This window comes from Pseudomonas sp. MWU15-20650, assembly GCF_023242475.1.
Classification (GTDB): domain Bacteria; phylum Pseudomonadota; class Gammaproteobacteria; order Pseudomonadales; family Pseudomonadaceae; genus Aquipseudomonas.
In genome coordinates this window covers 59,109-79,777 of record NZ_JALJFG010000030.1, presented here as the reverse complement: position 1 = coordinate 79,777, position 20,669 = coordinate 59,109, and the positions used below count along the sequence as shown (strand labels likewise).

General features: G+C 60.2%; 18 protein-coding genes. 4 read left to right on the top strand and 14 right to left on the bottom strand.

Annotation, left to right across the window (positions count from 1 at the left end):
- Positions 1–126: 126 nt before the first annotated feature.
- The 5 genes from M5B43_RS20480 to minC form a co-directional block, all read right to left on the bottom strand.
- Positions 127–1,416: a M18 family aminopeptidase gene (locus M5B43_RS20480; protein ID WP_248751818.1), complete on the bottom strand. Its 1,290-nt coding sequence runs from the start codon at positions 1,414–1,416 to the stop codon at positions 127–129.
- Positions 1,417–1,587: 171 nt separating this feature from the next.
- The gene (locus M5B43_RS20475) at positions 1,588–2,223 is read right to left on the bottom strand and encodes an RluA family pseudouridine synthase (RefSeq protein WP_248751817.1); all 636 of its coding nucleotides are present in this window, start codon (positions 2,221–2,223) and stop codon (positions 1,588–1,590) included.
- Between the two features lie 96 nt (positions 2,224–2,319).
- A complete protein-coding gene (minE, locus tag M5B43_RS20470) occupies positions 2,320–2,574 on the bottom strand; it encodes a cell division topological specificity factor MinE (protein ID WP_003175252.1) in 255 nt (84 codons plus the stop codon).
- 3 nt (positions 2,575–2,577) lie between these two features.
- On the bottom strand, positions 2,578–3,390 hold the full coding sequence (gene minD / locus M5B43_RS20465; RefSeq protein ID WP_003209098.1) for a septum site-determining protein MinD: 813 nt from the start codon (positions 3,388–3,390) through the stop codon (positions 2,578–2,580).
- A gap of 200 nt (positions 3,391–3,590) precedes the next feature.
- Positions 3,591–4,328, bottom strand: a complete 738-nt coding sequence (minC, locus tag M5B43_RS20460) for a septum site-determining protein MinC (protein WP_123717557.1) — start codon at positions 4,326–4,328, stop codon at positions 3,591–3,593.
- Positions 4,329–4,446: 118 nt separating this feature from the next.
- On the opposite strand from minC, the gene M5B43_RS20455 reads away from it, so the two are divergent.
- The gene (locus M5B43_RS20455) at positions 4,447–5,382 is read left to right on the top strand and encodes a lipid A biosynthesis lauroyl acyltransferase (protein ID WP_248751816.1); all 936 of its coding nucleotides are present in this window, start codon (positions 4,447–4,449) and stop codon (positions 5,380–5,382) included.
- Between the two features lie 29 nt (positions 5,383–5,411).
- The gene (locus M5B43_RS20450) at positions 5,412–6,542 is read left to right on the top strand and encodes a patatin-like phospholipase family protein (RefSeq protein ID WP_248751815.1); all 1,131 of its coding nucleotides are present in this window, start codon (positions 5,412–5,414) and stop codon (positions 6,540–6,542) included.
- 108 nt (positions 6,543–6,650) lie between these two features.
- Here the strand turns inward: M5B43_RS20450 and M5B43_RS20445 are convergent, their stop codons facing one another.
- From M5B43_RS20445 to puuE, 8 genes are all read right to left on the bottom strand, one after another.
- On the bottom strand, positions 6,651–7,436 hold the full coding sequence (locus M5B43_RS20445; protein WP_248751814.1) for an outer membrane protein OmpK: 786 nt from the start codon (positions 7,434–7,436) through the stop codon (positions 6,651–6,653).
- A gap of 22 nt (positions 7,437–7,458) precedes the next feature.
- Positions 7,459–7,827 (bottom strand): hypothetical protein, encoded by a 369-nt coding sequence (locus M5B43_RS20440; protein ID WP_248751813.1) that lies wholly within the window; start codon positions 7,825–7,827, stop codon positions 7,459–7,461.
- A gap of 56 nt (positions 7,828–7,883) precedes the next feature.
- On the bottom strand, positions 7,884–9,227 hold the full coding sequence (locus M5B43_RS20435) for a nucleobase:cation symporter-2 family protein (RefSeq protein ID WP_248751812.1): 1,344 nt from the start codon (positions 9,225–9,227) through the stop codon (positions 7,884–7,886).
- Positions 9,228–9,406: 179 nt separating this feature from the next.
- Positions 9,407–10,705 carry a urate hydroxylase PuuD gene (locus M5B43_RS20430; protein ID WP_248751811.1) on the bottom strand — a complete coding sequence of 433 codons (1,299 nt, stop codon included), beginning with the start codon at positions 10,703–10,705 and terminating at the stop codon, positions 9,407–9,409.
- 51 nt (positions 10,706–10,756) lie between these two features.
- Positions 10,757–11,260 carry an ureidoglycolate lyase gene (locus M5B43_RS20425; RefSeq protein ID WP_248751810.1) on the bottom strand — a complete coding sequence of 168 codons (504 nt, stop codon included), beginning with the start codon at positions 11,258–11,260 and terminating at the stop codon, positions 10,757–10,759.
- A 188-nt stretch (positions 11,261–11,448) separates the two neighbouring features.
- The gene (gene alc, locus M5B43_RS20420) at positions 11,449–12,444 is read right to left on the bottom strand and encodes an allantoicase (protein WP_248751809.1); all 996 of its coding nucleotides are present in this window, start codon (positions 12,442–12,444) and stop codon (positions 11,449–11,451) included.
- A 41-nt stretch (positions 12,445–12,485) separates the two neighbouring features.
- On the bottom strand, positions 12,486–13,001 hold the full coding sequence (gene uraD / locus M5B43_RS20415) for a 2-oxo-4-hydroxy-4-carboxy-5-ureidoimidazoline decarboxylase (protein WP_248751808.1): 516 nt from the start codon (positions 12,999–13,001) through the stop codon (positions 12,486–12,488).
- Positions 12,998–13,924 carry an allantoinase PuuE gene (puuE, locus tag M5B43_RS20410; RefSeq protein WP_248751807.1) on the bottom strand — a complete coding sequence of 309 codons (927 nt, stop codon included), beginning with the start codon at positions 13,922–13,924 and terminating at the stop codon, positions 12,998–13,000. The genes uraD and puuE overlap by 4 nt, the downstream gene beginning before the upstream one ends.
- A gap of 441 nt (positions 13,925–14,365) precedes the next feature.
- On the opposite strand from puuE, the gene uraH reads away from it, so the two are divergent.
- A complete protein-coding gene (gene uraH / locus M5B43_RS20405; RefSeq protein WP_248751806.1) occupies positions 14,366–14,719 on the top strand; it encodes a hydroxyisourate hydrolase in 354 nt (117 codons plus the stop codon).
- Positions 14,720–14,865: 146 nt separating this feature from the next.
- Complete coding sequence (locus M5B43_RS20400; RefSeq protein ID WP_248751805.1) at positions 14,866–20,043, top strand: DUF6543 domain-containing protein; 5,178 nt, start codon at positions 14,866–14,868, stop codon at positions 20,041–20,043.
- Here the strand turns inward: M5B43_RS20400 and M5B43_RS20395 are convergent.
- Positions 20,024–20,659: a LysE family translocator gene (locus M5B43_RS20395; protein ID WP_248751804.1), complete on the bottom strand. Its 636-nt coding sequence runs from the start codon at positions 20,657–20,659 to the stop codon at positions 20,024–20,026. The genes M5B43_RS20400 and M5B43_RS20395 overlap by 20 nt on opposite strands.
- Positions 20,660–20,669 lie beyond the last annotated feature (10 nt).

The following is a 20,669-nucleotide window of genomic DNA, read 5'->3' as shown; positions in this document are numbered from 1 at the left end:
CTGATCCCAAGTCAATGGAAATCAAACGGTGGGAGGGGGCTTGCTCCCGATAGCGGAGTGTCAATCGACATCGCTATGACTGAGTCACCGCCATCTGGAGCAAGCCCCCTCCCACATTGTGCAATATCAGGGCAAATCGCGGCTGGCGTAGAACGCACCCAAGACCTTCACCAGATGCGCCAGGTCGTGGCTGCCGCACAGTTCGCGAATGGAGTGCATGGCGAATGTCGGCAGGCCGATGTCCACGGTACGCACGCCCAGGTGGCTGGCGGTAATGGGACCGATAGTCGAGCCACAGCCCATGTCGCTGCGTACCACGAAACTTTGCACGGGCACTTCCTGGGCCATGCACAGGTGGCGGAAGAACCCGGCGGTCTCGCTGTTGGTCGCGTAGCGTTGGTTGCTGTTGACCTTGATCACCGGGCCGGCGTTGAGTTTCGGGCCGTGGTTGGCATCGTGTTTCTCGGCGTAGTTCGGGTGCACGCCGTGGGCGTTGTCAGCCGATACCAGCAGTGATTTCTGAATGGTGCGTACGAATTCGTCACCCTCGGGCAACAGACGGCGAAGGGTCTGTTCCAGCATCGGGCCATCGGCACCGCAGGCGGAGCAGGAGCCGACTTCTTCGTGGTCGTTGCACACCAACACGCAGGTTTCATCGGTTTCGCTGGTGAGCAGGGCTTGCAGGCCGGCGTAGCACGACAGCAGGTTGTCGAGGCGTGCGCCGGCGATGAAGTCACCATTGAGGCCGATGACCGCGGCGCTTTGGGTGTCGTAGAAGCTCAACTCGTAGTCGAGTACCACGTCGGCGTTCAGCCCATGCTCGCGAGCCAACTGTTCGGTGAGTACGGCGCGGAAGTCCACGCGCTCATCGCCGGCAAATTGCGCCAGGATCGGCGGCAGCTCGGTCTGGGCATTGATCGCCCAACCCTGGTTGGCTTCACGGTTGAGGTGAATGGCCAGGTTGGGAATGACGGCGATCGGCAGTTTGAAATCGATCAGCTGGCTTTCGACCTTGCCGTCGCGGCGGAAGGTGACACGGCCGGCCAGGGACAAATCGCGGTCGAACCACGGCGCCAGCAATGCGCCGCCGTAGACTTCCACACCCAACTGCCAGAAACCCTGGCGTTGCAGCTCCGGCTGGGGCTTGACCCGCAGGCAAGGGCTGTCGGTGTGGGCACCGACCAGACGAATGCCACCCTGCAGCGGCGAGTGGCGGCCAAGCCTGAAGGCAATGATCGAGGAGTCGTTACGGGTCACGTAATAGCGACCGTTGGCCTCGGTGGTCCAGGTGTCGCGCTCGTCGAGACGCTGGAAACCGGCCGCTTCCAGGCGCTGGGCAAGGGCGGCAGTGGCATGAAAAGGAGTAGGGGAGGCCTTGAGGAAGTCGATCAGGCCTTGATTCAACGCTTCGCGCATAAATAGCTCCAGACAGCAATGCGCGGAGTTTACCGTCCGGTGGTGAGAAGTGCACAGAACAAATGAGGAAGGAGGCTTGCTCCCGATGGCGGAGTGCCGGTCACTGTACAGGTTGACTGACCCACTGCTGTCGGGGCAAGCCCCCTTCCACATTTGACGGTGTTTACAGCTTTAGAACGGTGCAGGGCACTCGAAGCGCACACGCTCGCCGCTTTGCGGATGGGTGAAGCTGAGCATGCTCGCGTGCAGGCACAGGCGCGGCCAGGCGGCGAGGGCTTGTTCGTGGGCATACAGGCCATCACCGAGCAGCGGATGCCCGATCGATAACATGTGCACACGCAACTGGTGCGAACGCCCGGTAATCGGCGTCAGCTCCACGCGGCACCAATCACCGCAGCGTTCCAGCACTTTCCAGAAGGTCAGCGCGTGCTTGCCGAACTCGTGGTCTACCACATGGCGCGGCTTGGTCGGCGGGTCGTAGCGCAGGGGCAGGTCGATGCTGCCGCTGTCCAGTGCCGGCTGGCCCCAGGCCAAGGCGGTGTAGGCTTTTTCGGTTTCGCGATCGTGAAACTGACGGGACAGCTCGCGGTGGGTATCGGCATCCCGGGCCAGCAGGATGATCCCCGAGGTTTCCCAGTCCAGTCGATGGACGATGCGGGCCTCGGGGTAACCGTTTTCCTGCAGGCGGGTAATCAGGCAGTCCTTGTTGTCGTCGGCGCGACCTGGCACCGAGAGCAGCAGGGTCGGCTTGTTTACCACCAGGACGGCGTCGTCCTGGTGCAGGATATGGATGTTGGACAGCGGCATTAAACAGCCTCGTAACAAACGCCAACGGCGGCTCGCCCACCCGGTTCCCCAAAAGGGATCAAGGTGACCGAGCCGCCGTGGCGACCGCCCTTTCGATCAACGATCAGGCAGGGTGATATTAAGTTCCAGAATCGAGCAACTGCCGTCATTTTCCAGAGCGACATGCACGTCATCGTTGCCGATATTGACGTACTTGCGGATCACCTCGACCAATTCCTTCTGCAAGGCTGGCAGGTAGTCCGGCGTGCTGCGTTGGCCGCGTTCGTGCGCCACGATGATCTGTAGACGCTCTTTCGCTACCGACGCGGTACTTGGCTTTTTGTTGGCGCGAAAGAAGTCGAGAAATTTCATTGTTTAGTTGCCTCCAAAGATACGCTCGAAGAATCCCTTCTTCTTAACATCGAGGAAGCGGTGTTCCACGGTCTTGCCCAGCAAGCGATCAACGGCATCGCTGTACGCCTGGCCGGCGTCGCTCTGGTCGTCAAGAATCACCGGGACGCCCTGGTTGGATGCCTTCAGCACGGCCTGGGATTCCGGAATCACGCCCAGCAGGGTCACTGCGAGGATTTCTTTCACGTCTTCAACGCCGAGCATTTCACCGTTGCTGACGCGCTCAGGGTTGTAGCGGGTGAGCAACAGGTGTTCCTTGATCGGGTCTTCACCTTTTTCGGCGCGTTGGGACTTGCTGGCCAACAGGCCCAGCATGCGGTCCGAGTCACGTACCGAGGAGACTTCCGGGTTGGTCACCACGATGGCCTCATCGGCGAAGTACATCGCCAGGTGAGCACCCGTTTCGATACCGGCCGGGGAGTCGCATACCACGTATTCGAAGGTTTCTTTCAGCTCGGCGAGGACTTTGCCTACGCCTTCTTTGGTCAGCGCGTCTTTGTCACGGGTCTGGCTGGCGGCCAGCACGTACAGGTTTTCAAGGCGCTTGTCCTTGATCAGGGCCTGTTGCAGGTTGGCTTCGCCGTTCACCACGTTGACGAAGTCGTACACCACGCGGCGCTCGCAGCCCATGATCAGGTCGAGGTTACGCAAACCGACGTCGAAGTCGACGATGACTGTTTTGTGGCCGCGCAGAGCGAGGCCGGTACCGATAGCGGCGCTGGTGGTGGTCTTACCCACACCACCCTTGCCGGATGTAACCACGAGAATCTTGGCCAAGGTGTTTCACCCCTAAGGAAAAAGGACTTTTCAGTCCCTGAAAAACATCTCTTGGAACTCGCTGCAGGCGGACAGCCATTGTAGGAAAAAGATGTGATTTCCGCGGGGAAACGCCAACTTCCGATTGTTCCTACGCAAGTCTTGCCGGTTTCGCTGTGCTATCAGAGTCTAGAGATGCTTGGAAAATGCGGCAGTATCCGTTAAAGACGGATGATGTTCAACACATCGCCCGACAGGCTGACTTGTACCCCGGCCCCCCACAGCGGATCACGGCGCAAATCTTCTGAAACCTTGTACTGGCCTGCGATGGACACTAGCTCAGCGGTCAACTGCTGGCAAAAAATACGCGCCTTGGTATCACCCTTGATGCCAGCCAGTGCACGACCGCGCATAGGGCCGTATACATGGATGTTGCCATCGGCAAGAAGTTCCGCCCCCGGGCTTACCGGAGCGACTACGACCAAGTCGCCACCTTGGGCGTAAATCTGCTGCCCGCCGCGTACGGGGGAGGTGATGATCTTTGTAGGCTTGATCGTCGGCTCCGGTGGTTTTTCCGGTTTTTTCTTCACTTCGCCTTCGGTCGGGTCGAGTGGACGCTCCCGGGCACCGGAGGGCGGCAGTACTGGCAGTTCAATGGCGATCGCGGCGGCAATGTCTTCGATACGGCTGGCGCGAATCGCCAGGGTACGCAAGCCATGGGAGCGGCACACGCGCATCAGGCCGGGCAAATCGATTGCCCCTTGACCGGCTGGCAGTTTGTCCAGGGCCAGCACCAGCGGCGCGTTGTTGAAAAAGTTCGGCGCCAGGGCGACCTTGGCAGCCAGTTGGCGGTCCAGGGCGTCGAGGTCGTTGCGGGCGAGTTCCAGCACGGTGATGGCGAGCATGCTGCCTTTCAGCTGGAACACGGGATCTTGGTCTAGCGGTTCGGTTTGGCTCATGGTCGGCAAAAGCGGCTTGTCACGAAAAGTGTCGAGACTTATAACGAGAACACTCACTGGCCGCAAGCCGAGTCGAACCGTTGTAGAATGCGCGGCCCTGTCTTTACCGGAATCTGTAATGGATCGCCCGCGTTTTCGAGCTGTATTTCTTCACCCGCGTTTTTGGCTGCTATGGCTGGGGCTCGGCCTGTTGTGGCTGATCACCCAGTTGCCGTACCGGGTGCTGTTGACCATTGGTCGCTTGCTGGGCGCGGGCATGTACCGCGTGGCCGGCGATCGCCGCCGCATTGCTGCGCGCAACCTTGAACTGTGCTTCCCGGAAAAGTCCGCTAAAGAGCGCGAACAACTGCTCAAGGAAAACTTCGCCTCCACCGGCATTGCCTTCTTTGAAATGGCCATGAGCTGGTGGTGGCCCAAGCCGCGCCTGGCGCGGCTGGCCCATGTCGAAGGGCTGGAGCACCTCAAGCAGGCGCAATTGGACGGCAAGGGCGTGATCCTGATGGCCTTGCACTTCACTACCCTGGAAATCGGCGCGGCCTTGCTCGGGCAGAAGCACACCATCGACGGCATGTACCGCGAACACGGCAACCCGCTGTTTGACTTTATCCAGCGCCGTGGCCGCGAACGCCATAACCTCGACTCCCTGGCGGTGGAGCGCGACGACGTGCGTGGCATGCTCAAACTGCTGCGTTCGGGCCGCGCCATCTGGTACGCGCCGGACCAGGACTACGGCGCCAAGCAAAGCCTCTTCGTGCCCCTGTTCGGCATTCAGGCCGCTACCGTGACGGCCACCAGCAAGTTTGCGCGCCTGGGCAAGGCGCTGGTGGTGCCATTCACCCAGGAGCGCCTGGCCGATGGCAGCGGCTACCGCCTGGTGATCCATCCGCCGTTGACCGACTTCCCTGGCGAGACCGATGAGATCGACTGCCTGCGTATCAACCAGTGGGTCGAAGCCTCGGTGCGTGAGTGCCCCGAGCAATACCTATGGACCCATCGCCGCTTCAAGAGCCGGCCACCGGGTGAGGCTAAGCTGTACGAAAAGCGCCGTCGGTAGCCCTATCTTTTCCCACATGGAGTGACGCAATGCGCCCAGCTGAACCGGTCACAGGCTTGATTCTTTCCGGCGGCGGGGCGCGAGCGGCGTATCAGGTGGGGGTCCTGGCAGCGATTGCCGAGTTGTTGCCGCCGGGGGCGCCGAATCCTTTCCCGGTGATTGTCGGCACCTCGGCGGGGGCAATCAATGCGGTGAGCCTGGCCAGCGGGGCCACTGACTTCACCGCCGCGATCCAACGCCTGACCGCATTCTGGCAGGGCTTTCGCAGCCACTTGGTGCTGCGCAGCGACTGGCCTGGGGTGATCCGCCAGGCCGGTCGCTTCACGATCCACAGCCTGCTGGGCATTGGCGCCCAGGTGCCGGTGGCGCTGCTCGACAGCTCGCCGCTGCGCGATTTACTCAACGATAAACTGCATTTGCAGGGCATCGACGAGGCTATCCGAAAGCAACATCTGCATGCGGTTGCGGTCACGGCCTTCGGTTATGAATCCGGGCAAGCGGTGACCTTCTATCAAGGCGGCGGCGCCATTGAGGCCTGGCTACGCCATCGCCGTATCGGCGTGCCGACCCAACTGACGGTTGAGCATCTGTTGGCGAGTTCGGCGATTCCCTTGCTGTTTGCGCCGGTCAAACTCGACCAGGAATACTTCGGTGATGGTGCGGTGCGGCAGTCGGCTCCTATCAGCCCGGCCTTGCACCTGGGGGCAAGCCGGGTATTGGTGGTGGGTGTGAGCGGCAACCCTCGGGGCAATGAACCCTCGACCCAGCGCACCTACACCGGCCAGGAACCCACCCTGGCGCAGATCGGTGGGCATCTGCTCAACAGCACGTTCATCGACAGCTTGGAAGGTGACATCGAACTGTTGGAACGCCTGAACCATTTCAGCCATGTCGCGCCTGGGCTGGCGGCGGTGGAAGTGTTGGTGATCGCCCCCAGCCAGCCGATCGATGAAATTGCGGCGCGGCATCGGCAAGAGTTGCCGGCGGCGTTGCGTGTGTTCTTGCGCGGGCCGGGTGCGACCAAGACCAGTGGGGCGGGGGTGTTGAGTTACTTGCTGTTCGAGGCGGGGTATTGCAGCGAGTTGATTGAGCTGGGCCGCAAGGATGCGTTGGCCAAGCGCGAGGAACTGGCGAGGTTTCTTGGCCTTAACCCGGTCTGAATGTGGGAGGGGCGTTACGACGATTCGACTTGCCCCCGAGAGCCCAGTGTTGGCTGGTCCACCGCTATCGGGAGCAAGCCCCCTCCCTCAATTATGTGCAGCGTTCAATCAGAAGTGGTACTTGACCAGGAAGCTCGCCGTGTCCTGGTTGGTCCTGAACGCACCGCTGTCTTCAACCCCGTACTTGTTCTTCCAGTAGTCGTATTCGAAACCGACATATAACTGCTTGGCGCCCCAGTGCAGCGCCTTGCCCAGGTCATATTTAACCTGTGGGTTGAAGTGCAGGTTGGCGTGGTAGGTGCCGCGCGCATTCTTGTCGTTATCGACCACCCAATCCATGAAGCCGTCGATCAGCACATCGGAGCTGCCCACGGGAATGGTGTAGGACCATACCGGGGTGATCTGCCAGATGTTGTTGCCCGGGCGATCGCCTGCCGGGTGGCGCTGGTAGAAGTTCAACTGGAAGTAGTCAAAGCCGGGCACATTCAGGTCAAAACCCGGGCCGATCAGGTAGGCGTTGTTATTGCCTTCACCGAACTCGTAAGTCAGTGCCAGCAATACGTCCTTGATCGGACCGAACGACATGTCCTTGTCGAAAATCTTGCCGAACGACAAGCGCGGGCTGAACTCGCCGTAGTACGTATCGGGGCCGAGGTTGCCGTCTTCCTTGCCGTTGTAAAAGATGCGGTCGACGAACAGGAAGTTGTCGCCGTACTTCCAGGCGTCGGCATGTTCGAAGGTCAAGGTTTGCTGGATCGAAGGGTTGATGGTGAAGCTCTTGCCCCATAGATACGTCAGGCTGTTGTTCTGCCACTGCAACAAATCGCCAGCTACAGCTTGGCCGCCGGCCAGCAGGGAACCTGCCAACATCAGGCCTTTGAACATAGGTTTCATTCGGTTGCTCCCGAGTCAAAGTTTATGGTTGTTCTTCTACGCAGGCGCTCTGGTGTGGCGCCTTTTGGTTTGCTGCAAAAATCGTCTGTTTGGTCAGCTTTAGTGCTTTTAGCAAGAGCTGCGCCAAGGTGTTCAAAAAGCCAATAAAACGCCTTCGGCTGCACTTGATGCAGTCGAAGCCAGAGGTTTTTTGTGCACGTTGGCCGCAGACAGTGGGCCTGGATAAGTTGGCCCTGCAGTCAGCTTTTACATTCGCTGTTTTTTTTTGAGTCGATTCGAGCGGGCGCGGAGAATACTGGCTCTCTGGCCTTGGCTCAAGTGCGCTGTTAGCGAGCGCGCGGGGCGAGAATGGGGCGCGGCTTGTGGCCGGCCCCGGGTGAATGGCGTGCATGGGGGTGTTCCCTGTTCGTTATTGTTTTTATTGTGGGTGTTGTCGTGACAGGGGCATCAGTGCGTATGGGCGACTGCGGGTCGTTCAGAGCCGCCCAGGATGTTGAACAAAACGTTCAGCGACAGCGCGCTGAGGGTGGCCATGGCAATCCCGCTGTGGGTTATCGGGCTCATCCACAGCGGCAACTGCGCAAAGAACTCCGGGCGTACCACGGGGATCAGGCCCATGCCGATGCTCACCGCCACCAGCAACTGGTTGCGGCGGTCGGCGATGTCGGCTTCTTGCAGGATCTTGATCCCAGTCGCCGCGACCATGCCGAACATGGCAATGGCCGCGCCACCGAGCACCGCCGGTGGAATCGAAGCGACCAGGAAGGCGGCCTTGGGCAGCAGGCTGAGCACAATCAAAAACGCCCCGGCCATCAGCGTTACCGAGCGGCAACGCACGCCGGTCATTTGCACCAGGCCAATATTTTGTGCAAACGAGGAATGCGTAAAGGTGTTGAAGAAACCGGCAAAGAACGACGCACCGGCATCACACAGCAAGCCGCGACGCAGCATCTTTGGCGTGACTTCCTGGCCGGTGATTTTTCCCAGCGCGAGAAACATGCCGGTGGACTCGACAAAAATGATCACCACCACCAGGCACATCGACAGGATCGGCGCCAGTTCGAATGTGGGCATGCCAAAATGCAGCGGCGTCACCACCTGCACCCACGGCGCCTGGGCCAGGCCGCTGAGGTCAACCATGCCGATCATGCCGCACAGGCCGTAGCCGAGCGCCATGCCGATCAGCACCGAGATATTCACCCAGAAGCCGCGCATGAAGCGGTTGATCAACAAGATGGTAGCCAGTACCAGCGCGGCCACTGTCAGGTAAATCGGCGAGCCGAAGGTGGCGGCGGCGTTGCCTCCACCGGCCCAGTTCACCGCCACGGGAAACAACGAAAGGCCGATGGCGGTAATCACTGTACCGGTCACCAACGGCGGGAAGAAACGCACGACCTTGGACATGAAGGGCGCAATGAGGATACCGAAGAACCCGGCGGCGATGGTCGCCCCGAAGATGCCCTGCAAACCGATACCGGGCATGCCGGCCATGGCGACCATGCTGCCAACGGCGGCAAAGCTGGCGCCCATCATCACCGGCATACGGATGCCCACCGGACCGATGCCGAACGATTGCACCATGGTGGCGATGCCGGCGACCAGCAGGTCGGCGTTGATCAAAAAGGCGATTTCTTCACGGCTCAGGCCCGCGGCCTGGCCAATGATCAGGGGCACGGCGACGGCGCCGCCGTACATCAGCAAGACGTGTTGCAGTCCAACCAGAATCAGTTGCAAGAGGGGCAGCCGCACCATCGCGGGCACGGCAGGAGTCTGCGGTTCTAACTGGGACATGCAACACCTCGGATCTTTTTTATTTTTGTGTTGTTTGGCATTCAATTGCCATTTGGAGCTGTTCGCAACTTCTGTAGGCGCGAGCTTGCTCGCGAAAAACTCAAGGACACCGCGTTCATTCAGGATGTGCGCGTTATCGTTGACGATTTTCGCGAGCAAGCTCGCTCCTACAGTGGGGGCTAGTTAGTGCGGGCCCCCTGGTTGATCCAGGTGCCAATCAAATCCCGCTCCTGTTGGGTCATCTGGGTAATGTTGCCCAGCGGCATGATCTGGCTGGCCACGGCCTGCGCTTGAATGCGCGCGGCCTGCTGCTGGATCTGTGCCGGGGTATCGAACATCACGCCAGCCGGTGCAGTACTGAACAGCGGGCTGGTGGGCTTGGCCGAATGGCACACGGCGCAGCGCTCCTGGATGACCCCGTGCACCTTGTCGAAATCAATCGTCGCTTGGGCAGGGGCAGGTGCCGGTTCTGCAGCGGGTGCGGCAGGGGCGGCCGGTTTCAGACCACCGCCCAACGCCGTTTCCGGCAATGGCTGGTACTCGATGGCCGCAGGTGCCTTGGCCACTTCCGGCGCGGTCGCCACCGGTTTCGGGCCGGTCACGTAGGCCAGGCAGATCATCGCCAATGCGCCAACCGGCAGGGTCCAGGCATATTTCTGGCTGTTATGGCGGGTGTTGAAGTAGTGCCGCACCAACACCGCCGCCACTGCGATCCCGGCCAGGATCAGCCAGTTGTATTGGCTGCCATAGGTGCTCGGGAAGTGGTTGCTGATCATGATGAACAGCACGGGCAAAGTGAAGTAGTTGTTGTGCCGTGAACGCAGCAGACCCTTGGCCGGCAGTGCCGGATCGGGTGTGCGATTCTCGGCGATGGCCGCCACCAGCGCGCGCTGGGCGGGCATGATGATGCGGAAGACGTTACCCACCATGATCGTGCCGATCACCGCGCCGACGTGCAGGTAGGCGCCACGGCCGCTGAACACTTTGCTGAAACCGTAGGCGGCTGCAATCAGCAGCACAAAGAGGATCAAGCCGAGCAGGGCAGGGCGTTTACCCAGGGCCGAGTCGCACAGGAAGGAGTAGATGAACCAACCGACGAACAATGAGCCGATGCCCAGCAGTACGCCTTCCGGACCACTGAGGCTGCTGCCCGGGGCCAGCAGGTACAAGGTCGGGTTGGAATAGAACACCACGCATAGCAGCGCAATGCCCGACATCCAGGTGAAGTAGGCTTCCCATTTGAACCAGTGCAGGTTGTCCGGCATGGTCGGCGGGGCCAGTTTGTATTTTTCCAGGTGGTAGATACCGCCACCGTGGATCGCCCACAAGTCACCGGCCAGGCCGTCCTTGGGGTTGACGCGATTAAGGTTGTTTTCCAGCCAGACGAAATAGAAGGAAGCGCCGATCCACGCGACGCCAGTGATCATGTGAACCCAGCGCACGCTAAGGTTCAGCCATTCCAACAGATGTGCTTCCACAGTCTTTACCTCTCGCCTGTCACCCTTGTTGTCGGGTGATCAGACCTTCTCTTATTGGTGGGGGGCGAGGATCAACCGCTCATCCTCTTTGAAAAAATGCTCATCGCAGTTATTGCCTGTGCCACTGCGATCAACCACCAGGAAGTCATCCCGCTTTTCGATCGTCAGCACCGGATGGTGCCAGACGCCGCGATGGTAATTAATGCCCTGCCTGCCGTTGGTGACGAAGGCGCGGACCAAGCCCGATACAGGTTCATCGCCAAGTGGCGCGACCACGATCAGAAAGGGGTTGCCGAGCAGCGGGATAAAAGCCTGGCTGCCCAGCGGGTGTCTCTCCAGCATGCACACGGTCAGCGGCATGTCCTGCGCGTCGGCGCGGAAGATGCTGATGATTGCGTTGTCTTCAAGCTGTGCGGTTTCTACCGTTGCCAGCTTGTGAAAGCGCAGGGTCGACCCGTTGTTGATCATGAAGTGATCGCTGCCATCGGTTTCTATAACGTCTCCGAAAGGGGCGAAGGCTTCTTTGGTCAGGGGTTCGATCATCAGTGTGCGCATGGCTGTCTTCTTATCCGGATTCTGTGTTGTTTGTTCTGCTTTTGTGGCGAGGGGGCTTGCCCCCCGTTGGGCTGCGAAGCAGCCCCAATCAGGTCACCGCGTTTCTACAGTTACAACGCGGTGCCTGGTTTCAGGGCCGCTTCGCAGCCCAACGCGGGGCAAGCCCGCTCGCCACAGGGGGGCACCGCTTACTTCGAAACCTTGCCCAGAACCCGCAGGCGGCTCACGCCCCCATCCGGGAACACGTTCAGGCGGATGTGAGTAATCGGCCCCAGCGCCTTGATCTGCTCGGCGAAGGTGTGTTCGGCGTGCATTTCCAGCTTCTGCGCCGGCAGCAGTTCGCGCCAGAACAGCGACTGGGTTTCGATCTGGCTGTCGGTGCCACCCTTGACGAAGGCGCCCTGGATCGAGCAGGTGTCTGGGTAGTTGCCCTTGAAGTGCAGGGTGTCGACGATGATTTTCTCGATCTCGCCCGGGTGGCCCAGCGCGACGATCACCCAGTCATTGCCGGGTGTACGACGACGCGCGGTTTCCCAGCCGTCGCCCATGTTGATGCCACGGCCCGGGTTGAGGATGTTGCTCATGCGGCCGAAGTGTTCGTCGGAGCAGGCCAGGGCACGGCCCCCGTTCAACGCGGCAGCCAGGTCGACCTGTTCGTTGTCGCCCACCGCAGACCAGTCGCGGAACGGCACGCCGTACACACGCAGACGGGCTACGCCGCCATCCGGGTAGATGTTGAAGCGCAGGTGGCTGAACGCCTGGTCGTTGTTGATTTCGTGGTAGTGGTGGCTGTTGCCTTGCAACTCGACCGCCGACAGCACTTCCACCCACTGGGTGTTGGCATCCGGCTCGCCCGAGGCCAGGAAGCAGGCTTCCAGGGAGGCCGACGGTGGGAAGTTGCCGGTGAAGAATGAGGTGTCGATGTCTACGCCTTTGATCGAGCCGGGTACGCCCAGGCGGATCACGGCGCTGTCGTAGCCTTCGAAGCGCTTGCGGCGCGACTCCCAGCCGTCCATCCACTTGCCGTTGTCATCGAAAACGCCCTCCTTCCACACGGCCGGGGTCGGCTGGAACAGGCGGTTGGCGTCGGCGAACCAGTCATCGGTCACCGAGATGATCTTGGTGCCCAGGCGGGCGTCGGCCAGGTTGACGAACTTCTCGAAAGGTACGGGTTGCGCTTTCATTCTTCTTGTCTGCCTTAAATGGAGTGGCTGGGGATGGTCGTTTAGAGGGTCAGTAAACGGAACAACGCAATCTTGTTGATCTCGGCCAGGGCGCATTTGAACTCGGCTTCCACCGAGTTGTGAATACGCGTTTCGAACGCGGCCAGGATCTGATGCCGGTTGCTGCCTTTTACCGCCATGATGAAGGGAAACTTGAACTTGGCCTTGTAGGCATCGTTCAGCTCGGTGAAGCGCGAGAACTCTTCGGCCGTGCATTGGTGAATCCCCGCGCCAGCTTGCTCATCGGTGCTGGCTTGGGTGAGTTGGCCTTGGACGGCCGCACGGCCTGCCAAGTCCGGGTGAGCGTTGATCAGGGCCAGCTGACTGGCATGATCGGCGCTCAACAGGATATCGCTCATGCGCTGGTGCAGGGATTCGATCTGGTCGATCGACGCATCCTGGCCCAGGTCGAAGGCCTTTTCGGCCACCCATGGCGAGTGTTCGTAGATGTCGGCGAAGGCAGCGACAAACTCATCGCGACCCAGGGTCGACGGTTTCAAGGTCTGGAACGCAGTCATTTCGCCGCTCCCGTGTAGGGGTGGGTTGCCTGCCAATGGCGGGCAATGTCGACGCGACGCGTGAACCAGACGTGCTCGTGGCCTTTGACATATTCGATAAAGCGCTTCAACGACGCCAGGCGGGCAGGGCGGCCGATCAGGCGGCAGTGCAGGCCAATGGAGAGCATCTTCGGTGCCTCGGCGCCTTCGGCATACAGCACGTCGAACGCGTCCTTGAGGTACTCGAAAAAGTCATCGCCCTTGTTGAAACCCTGCACCTGAGTGAAGCGCATATCGTTGGTGTCCAGGGTGTAGGGGATCACCAGGTGCGGCTTGCCGGTCGGGTTGTTCGGTTCCCAGTAGGGCAGGTCGTCATCGTAGGTGTCGCAGTCATACAAGAAGCCGCCTTCCTCCATCACCAGCCGCCGCGTGTTGGGGCCGGTGCGCCCGGTGTACCAGCCCAGTGGCCGCTCGCCGGTGAGTTCGGTGAGGATGCGGATGGCTTCGAGCATGTGCTCGCGCTCCTGGGCCTCGTCCATGTACTGGTAGTCGATCCAGCGGTAGCCGTGGCTGCAGATCTCATGGCCGGCGGCGACCATGGCGCGGATTATATCCGGGTGGCGCTGGGCGGCCATGGCCACGGCGAAGATGGTCAGTGGGATATCGAATTCTTTGAACAGCTTGAGGATGCGCCACACGCCGGCACGGCTGCCGTATTCGTACAGCGACTCCATGCTCATGTTGCGCGCGCCTTGCAGCGGCTGGGCCGAGACCATTTCCGAGAGGAACGCTTCGGATTCTTTGTCGCCGTGCAAAATGTTGCGCTCGCCGCCTTCTTCGTAGTTGAGTACGAAAGACAGCGCGATGCGTGCCTTGCCCGGCCAGTGGGGATGAGGAGGGTTACTGCCGTAACCGATCAGGTCGCGTGGGTAGTCAGCGCTCACTGCAGTCTTCCTTCTTGTTCGTGGTAGCAAGTAAGTGTGGCGGCCGGGCAGTGAAAAGACTGGTTGGCGTCACAGCGATGAGTGATTGTATACAACTTATCGCAAACTTTGTAAGCCTGCATTTCTGCATTTTTTCTGAACGGTCTCTTTGCCAACCTCTGCAAGAAACTTGCCTGACTGGTCAGCTAAAGGCGAAAAACTCCACTGTAGGAGCGAGCTTGCTTGCAAAAAACCTGAGGGCGCCACTTTTCATCCTGAAAGCTCACGTTATCGTTGACGTTTTTCACGAGCGAGCTCGTTCCTACGGTGGGTGAGAATGCTGTTGAATTTATTGTGTACAATTTTTTTAAAAAGTGTCTTAATTGATGCTCGCCGGCTTTTTCGCTGCCCTGAAAAAGTGCGGATTTCTCTTCTACTGACTTCGGGAGGCACGTAGACGCCATGGGACGCTTGACCACACACGTTTTGGACGCCGCACACGGCTGCCCCGGCAGCGCGATCAAGGTTGAGCTGTACCGCGTCGAAGGCGCACAGCTTGAACGGGTGGGCAGCGCGGTGACCAACAGTGACGGCCGTTGCGACGCGCCGCTGCTGCAAGGTGACGCCTACCGCAGCGGTGTATACCAGCTGCAATTCAGCGCCGGCGACTACTACCGTGCCCGTGGTGTGCAACTGCCGGAGCCGGCTTTTCTCGATGTGGTGGTCCTGCGTTTCGGTATCAGCGCCGAGCAGGACCACTACCATGTGCCCCTGCTGATTTCGCCTTACAGCTACTCCACCTATCGCGGTAGCTGAGCCGTCACCTCGCTTCACCCCCCCACATGTTCTTCGTTGGTTTCGCCCGCGCACACTGCGGGCTTTTTTTCGACCGTCAACTATGTAATCCCAACGGGTCCCACCAGCGGCCTAGTCTCTTTTTTTCAGAAAAAATGGACCTGGACATGGGACCTGAACCCTTGCTATCGGCTGATGCTCAACTGCGCAGCACCCTCTTGCTTGACCGCCTCAACGCTACCGTCAAATCCAGCCGCCACCTCAATGAGCTTTACCTCGCCCACGCACGGTGCGCGAACCAGGCGCATGTGCTGCAACGGATGCAGGTCCGCGCGCCACGTATCAGTCGCCTGATTCGCCAGACCTTGCGCGACACCTTTCAAATGGACCCCGATTCTTTGTTGCTCGATGTGCCCTTGGCCCCTGGTGAGGCGCCTTGGCGCCGCAGCCTGACCAATACGGTGATGCGTTTGCTGGCTGAGCGCGCCTGTGTCCGCGAGGGCAAGCTGAGTCAACGGGCGTGTGAGTCCAGGTCACTGGCCGACGAGGCCTTGAGCCGGGTGCTGAAGGTGGATCTATTGGCGCGCATCGAGTCCGCGGCGCCGGCGTTCTGGCAAGTGCTGGCTGAAGATCGACTGGGTACGCGCGAGCAGTACTGGTGTGATTTGTACCTCTCATTAGTCGGCGATCAGGCGCTGCTGGCTCACGGACTCAGCCAGTTATCCGATGATGGATTAGCAATGGTCATGACGATGATCGAGGCGCCGACCGCTGAGCAACGTACGCGGGCGGGAGGCCTGCACGCCGATCTGCGGGTGGCGCAAGTGGTGTGCCCAGGCAAGTCCGGCGCCACTATTCCTTTCAGCGGCGCGCTGCATCTGTACTACGAAGCGGACCCTGCTCACACCCGACAGGTGCTGCTCTTGCCGGGCCTGGACACGCTGTTTTATGAGTTCGACACGCAACAGGCCTGGCAGAGTCGCTTCCCTGAACTGGTGACGGCGCAGGCACACTCATTGTGGCCGTTGCTGGCATTGCGCAGGCGCCATGAATTGCCCGATGTCACCGCATCCTCCGCGCTGCCCATGGCGGCAGTGCAGTTGGGCCCGCTGATCGATAGCCATGCGCTCGAACATAGTGCCAAGGCGCTCTTGCACGTGCAGTGGGACAACGAGATGGCGACCTTGCTGGATATCAACATTGCTTATCTGTTTCCCAGCGACGCGATCAAAGGCGCCTACATGCAACCGGTAGAGCGTCTATTGCAGGTGGAAGAGGGGCGCAGGCTGCTGTGCATACCGGCTGGCTTAAATGCAGTGTTGGCGCAATTGCTTAGCCGCGACCAGCACGAGCGGCAGTCGCACATCAGCTTCGCCAGCCTGTCCCACAGCCTGCCATTGCGTATCCGCGAGCAGAAACAGCGGCAGTATGAACGGGCACTGATGCGTTTGCTCGATGACGACAAACCGAGTGAGGAAACCGCGGACTATAAGGCGTTCGCTGCCTTGCACAAGCAATGGCTGGAGCAACGTCAGCATTGCTCGACCTTGCTCGAAGGCTATGAACATCGATTGGATGACGAGGCATTTTGGGTGGACCCTGCCAGCGGTGTGCCGAGCCGGCAGGAGCGCCTGCTGGCGGCGCGCGGTGGAGCCTTGATCAATGAGGCGCAGTTGATGCACCGGCTCAAATTCATTGGCGATAAGCTGCTGGCGCGGGTCAGGGCGGTGGTGGAAAAACCGTTGCAAGTGCGCGGCGTCGATGAGGGCCGGGTGCTGTCTGTGGTCATGGGAGGCGGCGTGCAGCCAAGCTTCCGATTGCTGGGCGTGTTCGTGGTGGCCGGTGCCCCGGACCAGGTCCATCAGGCGGTGTTGTTGTACATGCCGGGCCTGGAGGGCGGGCTGCAACGCTTCAAATCCCTGGCCGTTTTGACGCAGTATTTGCAGGCCAGTTTCATGGCACGTGAACTGAGCCCGCTGTGGCAATGCATCGGGCGTGCCGAGCGTAATGCCGCGCGCAGTTGGGTCCGTTGCCTGCCCGCGAACGAGGCGGTCACCCTACACTTCGCGCAGATCAGTGGCGATGTGCTGTTGGCCGGCCTCAAGGAGCAGATCAAAGGCTTCGCTGACGCACGCCAGAAAATCGTGGCGGGCGAACGGGTATTTACCGAGGTCAGCGACGCCACGTTGGCAACGACCCTCTTGGCGGCCGAGGTTGCCCAAAGCCTGCAAGTGCCGGATCACGATGTCAGGGAGGTGGCTCTGAACAACCTGCAAATGCTCATGGCGAGCGCCAAGCTGGCAACCAAAATGCCGGCCTGGTACGCCCAGGTGCCGGCATCGAGCAGCAGGCGGCACGCGCGGTTGGTCAATCGCCAGCAACGCAGTGCGCTGAACCTGCAGCGTCAGCTAGTGGAAGCCCTGGGGAATGTGGAGCACTTCGCCCGTCCACTGCTGATCCAGCAGTTGACCCAGGATGGGCTCTATCCGGAGTTGAATATCGATCAGCCACTGTTCGACATTCCTGATGATGTGAGCAAAGTCTGGGTTGGCCATCCGGAGCGTCTTCCCGGTGAGGCAGGGCCGAAAACCGTGGTCAGCAAGGAACGTACTACCTACAGTTTTTTGCAGCTCGCGCTGACTAACCTCGACCCCGAAGCGCCCTGGACCGCCTGGCGCCTGAAACACATGCGGTACCTCGTCCCGGCCTGGAAGGCGCGTTTGAGCGCGGACTATTTGATCAAGACCATCGCCGCCCTGGATATCGGCGGCCAGTACGATCGAAAAATCATCAGCGTTTGCTACGGTGAGGGCGATATCGCAGAGGCCGCCACCGCCTCGCCACTGCGCCATGAACTGTTGCGCAGGCCGGTACGACGCCAGGCCACAATAGACCTGATCGGTGCCCAACAGCTCAAGCTGAGCGAGGAAGGGCAACAGTTGTTCAGCCGCGCAATAGCCAGACAACATGGCGCCTCCTCGCCACTGCGCCTGTGTTTCCTCAGGATTGAGGCGGTGACAGTACCTTGGGCGCGTCATATTGCCGGGATCGTGGTGATTCAGGATCCCCAGATGCAGCGCTGTGTTTGTTACTGGCCCGCTGCAACGAGTTTCCCGGCGCTCTCGGAGCACGCCAGCCTCGACGCGCTACGTGAAACGCTGACCAGGCACTGGCAGGCGCAAGAGAACATTGCCGAGCTTGCGAAATACATTGCTCCTGGCTCAGAGACGCAAGCGCTCGCCAGTTATCCGGGCGTAATCACCCCCGTAATCACCCCCGAAACGCTCTGGCGCAGCATGTTGGAGCAGCTGCGGATGTTTGCCTTGGTGGGGGTTACCGAGCCGAAGGAGTTATTCATTGCCCGGCATCTGTATCGCTGGTTTAAAAGCAAGCGGGTATTTCCGGCCACGGCACTCAGTGAGATTGAGCTGGAGATCCGTGAACAACAGGAAGTCATGCCTACGCAGTGGTTGGGTATCACCGATACCGACGCACGCGATATGGTCGCAGCGCTGGCCCACGCACAGGTGCTCAAGGTGCAGCGCCAGGGACGCGCCGAGTCGAACTCCCAGGCAACTCTGGAGGTTTATCGTCTATGGCGATTTGCCGAGCAAAAGACTCAAACGATCAAGGGGCTGTTGTCCATGATCCCCTTCGTGTCGATAGGCGTGCTGCTGCATGATGTTCTGTTGGCCGCGCGACGTCTCTATCAAAGCGGCGAGGCCGGGGATGGCGTTGACCTTGTGATTGCTATTCATCTGCTTGTGTTGGATGTGGCCCTGACGTTCGCCCCGTTCAAGACCGGACCCGTCCCTAAACCTCTGAAGTCGGTAACCGTAAGGCCGTTGAAAGTGGCCTTAAAACAATTGCATCGACGCCAGCATATTCACAGTAAGTTATCGTTGCGGCCACCTTCATCCCCCATGACCTTCAAGGGCCTGGAGCCTTACAAACTATCTGGGCTGGCCAGTGATGCGATTGAATTGAAAGGGCCGGTCAACAAAGGCTCTTTGCTTAAAAAAGGCGAACAATTCGTCACCGACGCCAAGGGCGAACGCTACCAGGTGTATCAGCGCGATGGCGAACAGCAACTGCGCTTCAAGAACGCGCGAACACCTGGGGAAAATGAACTGATTCTGAACATCAAGGAGCCGCGCCAATGGCTGTTGGGGGCCGATGCCCCAGAGCCACAGCCAGGGCCAAGCTCAAGGGTCGAGCCATTTTGGCAGCACACACTGCCCCCCTCGAAGGTTCCGGTCAGTTGGGTGTCGCCGCCCATTGCGTCGGCTGAGCAACTGGGCAGGCGCCCGCGAAACCTGACGAGCGCCTGGCGAGAGTGGGGTCAACCACAGGGCTCGCGCAAAGCGGTGGAGCTTACGCCCCCGCGCAAAGTGTTTACGATCGAAGAGGTCAGCCAGCCGAGCCTTAAAGTGGGTGAGCGGTATTATGAAACGCTGCCCAGCGGCTCGCAGTCCCATCCCGACGTGTTGTTTCTCAAGCCGCCAGGGTCCCTGATCGACAGTATCGACAGTATCAGTATGCGGTTAGGGGACGGTACCACCCCTCAACCCGTGCTGTTCACCTATGGCGAGGACCTGCGCTGGACCGCAAGGGAGTCGCTGTTCAGTGAGCCATTGTCAGCCTCGGTCAGTGCCAGGTTCCCGGACCTCACAGCCGCCAGCGCAAGATATGCCGCGCGCAGGTTGGTCGAGTTGGCTGATCCCGGTGAACCCGCACTGACGAGCACGCGCTTGTTAAGGCTTCGCGCAACCCTGGACGAGTGGCGGCCTGAGGGGCCAGGGCAAACGGCGCGCACGGATGACTTGATGAGAATGTTGCGACCTATTCGGCGACGTAGACCGACCAGTATCTATGTGGGCGTAGACGGGCAGGTTGGCGGTTTCGAACGCATGGATTTCAATCTCCCGTCAACGTTTGACCGTTCACTGTTCATCAAACTCAAAGGTCAGAAGGGGGTAACCGCACAGCGTGTGGTCGTTAGCCTCGACGAGGTCAGCCGGATTCTGCAGCTACAAGGGTTTGACGTAGAACGCCTGAAGCTTGTCTATGCGCCTCGTTACCCCCATCTTTTGGCGACACATCCAGCCTCCGACAAGCTCTATTATGTCGTGCCCCGCTGGTTGGACGGAAAAAGCGTGGCGATGAAGTTGGGCAGTGAACGGCTACTTTCCAACGACTGGTTCTTGAATAAAAGCCAGGTGTATCCAGCGTTGTATCGGCGAGTCATGGAGGCGTCGAACGAGGGGCGGTTGGTCAAGCTGATCGCGGGCGTGCAGAACGTTAATCCGCCCACGATCTACTTCATCAGGCCAGCGGAGCTTTGATCAATGACGCTATGCCGGCGCCGCCGAACAGCGCGGCGCTGATGCGGTTGAACCAGCTCTGGCCCGAACCGCTGCGCAAATACCGCGCGGCGCCATGGGCACCCAGGCCGTAGGCCAGCTTGCACAGCAGGTCGAGCACCGTCCAGGTGGCGATCATGGTCAACAACTGTGGCAGGAAAGGCTGCTGGCTATTGAGAAACTGCGGCAGGAAGGCCGCGAAAAACAGGATGTCTTTAGGGTTGCTGGCACCCAGTACAAAAGCCCGGCCAAACAGCGTGCGGAACCGGGGTGTCGCCGCGGCCGCAGGCACGACGGCGCCCTGGCTCGGTTGGCGCGATTGCTGCCAGCTCTGCCAGGCGAGGTAGAACAGGTACGCTGCGCCGACGACCTTCAAGGCACTGAACAGCTGTTCCGAGGCCAGCAACAAGGCCCCCAGACCCAAGGCCGAAGCGCTCAACAGGCAGATCGACGCAAACACGCCGCCCAAAAACGCCGGGTACGAGCGGCGCAGGCCGTAGTTGAGGCTGTTGCTGATCATCAGCAGCGACAGCGGGCCGGGAATCAGGATCACGATCAGTGCAGCGCCGCTGAACAGCAGCCAGGTTTCCAGGGTCATTCACAGTCCT

What these genes read in the sequence shown, in the direction of transcription:
- M5B43_RS20435 (WP_248751812.1), bottom strand. Translation starts at nt 9,227, where the DNA reads ATGTCCCAGTTAGAACCGCAGACTCCTGCCGTGCCCGCGATGGTGCGG.
- M5B43_RS20455 (WP_248751816.1), top strand. Translation starts at nt 4,447, where the DNA reads ATGGATCGCCCGCGTTTTCGAGCTGTATTTCTTCACCCGCGTTTTTGG.
- minE (WP_003175252.1), bottom strand. Translation starts at nt 2,574, where the DNA reads ATGAAATTTCTCGACTTCTTTCGCGCCAACAAAAAGCCAAGTACCGCG.
- M5B43_RS20440 (WP_248751813.1), bottom strand. Translation starts at nt 7,827, where the DNA reads ATGCACGCCATTCACCCGGGGCCGGCCACAAGCCGCGCCCCATTCTCG.
- minC (WP_123717557.1), bottom strand. Translation starts at nt 4,328, where the DNA reads ATGAGCCAAACCGAACCGCTAGACCAAGATCCCGTGTTCCAGCTGAAA.
- uraD (WP_248751808.1), bottom strand. Translation starts at nt 13,001, where the DNA reads ATGACTGCGTTCCAGACCTTGAAACCGTCGACCCTGGGTCGCGATGAG.
- M5B43_RS20480 (WP_248751818.1), bottom strand. Translation starts at nt 1,416, where the DNA reads ATGCGCGAAGCGTTGAATCAAGGCCTGATCGACTTCCTCAAGGCCTCC.
- M5B43_RS20400 (WP_248751805.1), top strand. Translation starts at nt 14,866, where the DNA reads ATGGGACCTGAACCCTTGCTATCGGCTGATGCTCAACTGCGCAGCACC.
- M5B43_RS20475 (WP_248751817.1), bottom strand. Translation starts at nt 2,223, where the DNA reads ATGCCGCTGTCCAACATCCATATCCTGCACCAGGACGACGCCGTCCTG.
- uraH (WP_248751806.1), top strand. Translation starts at nt 14,366, where the DNA reads ATGGGACGCTTGACCACACACGTTTTGGACGCCGCACACGGCTGCCCC.
- alc (WP_248751809.1), bottom strand. Translation starts at nt 12,444, where the DNA reads ATGAAAGCGCAACCCGTACCTTTCGAGAAGTTCGTCAACCTGGCCGAC.
- M5B43_RS20445 (WP_248751814.1), bottom strand. Translation starts at nt 7,436, where the DNA reads ATGAAACCTATGTTCAAAGGCCTGATGTTGGCAGGTTCCCTGCTGGCC.
- M5B43_RS20450 (WP_248751815.1), top strand. Translation starts at nt 5,412, where the DNA reads ATGCGCCCAGCTGAACCGGTCACAGGCTTGATTCTTTCCGGCGGCGGG.
- M5B43_RS20395 (WP_248751804.1), bottom strand. Translation starts at nt 20,659, where the DNA reads ATGACCCTGGAAACCTGGCTGCTGTTCAGCGGCGCTGCACTGATCGTG.
- M5B43_RS20425 (WP_248751810.1), bottom strand. Translation starts at nt 11,260, where the DNA reads ATGCGCACACTGATGATCGAACCCCTGACCAAAGAAGCCTTCGCCCCT.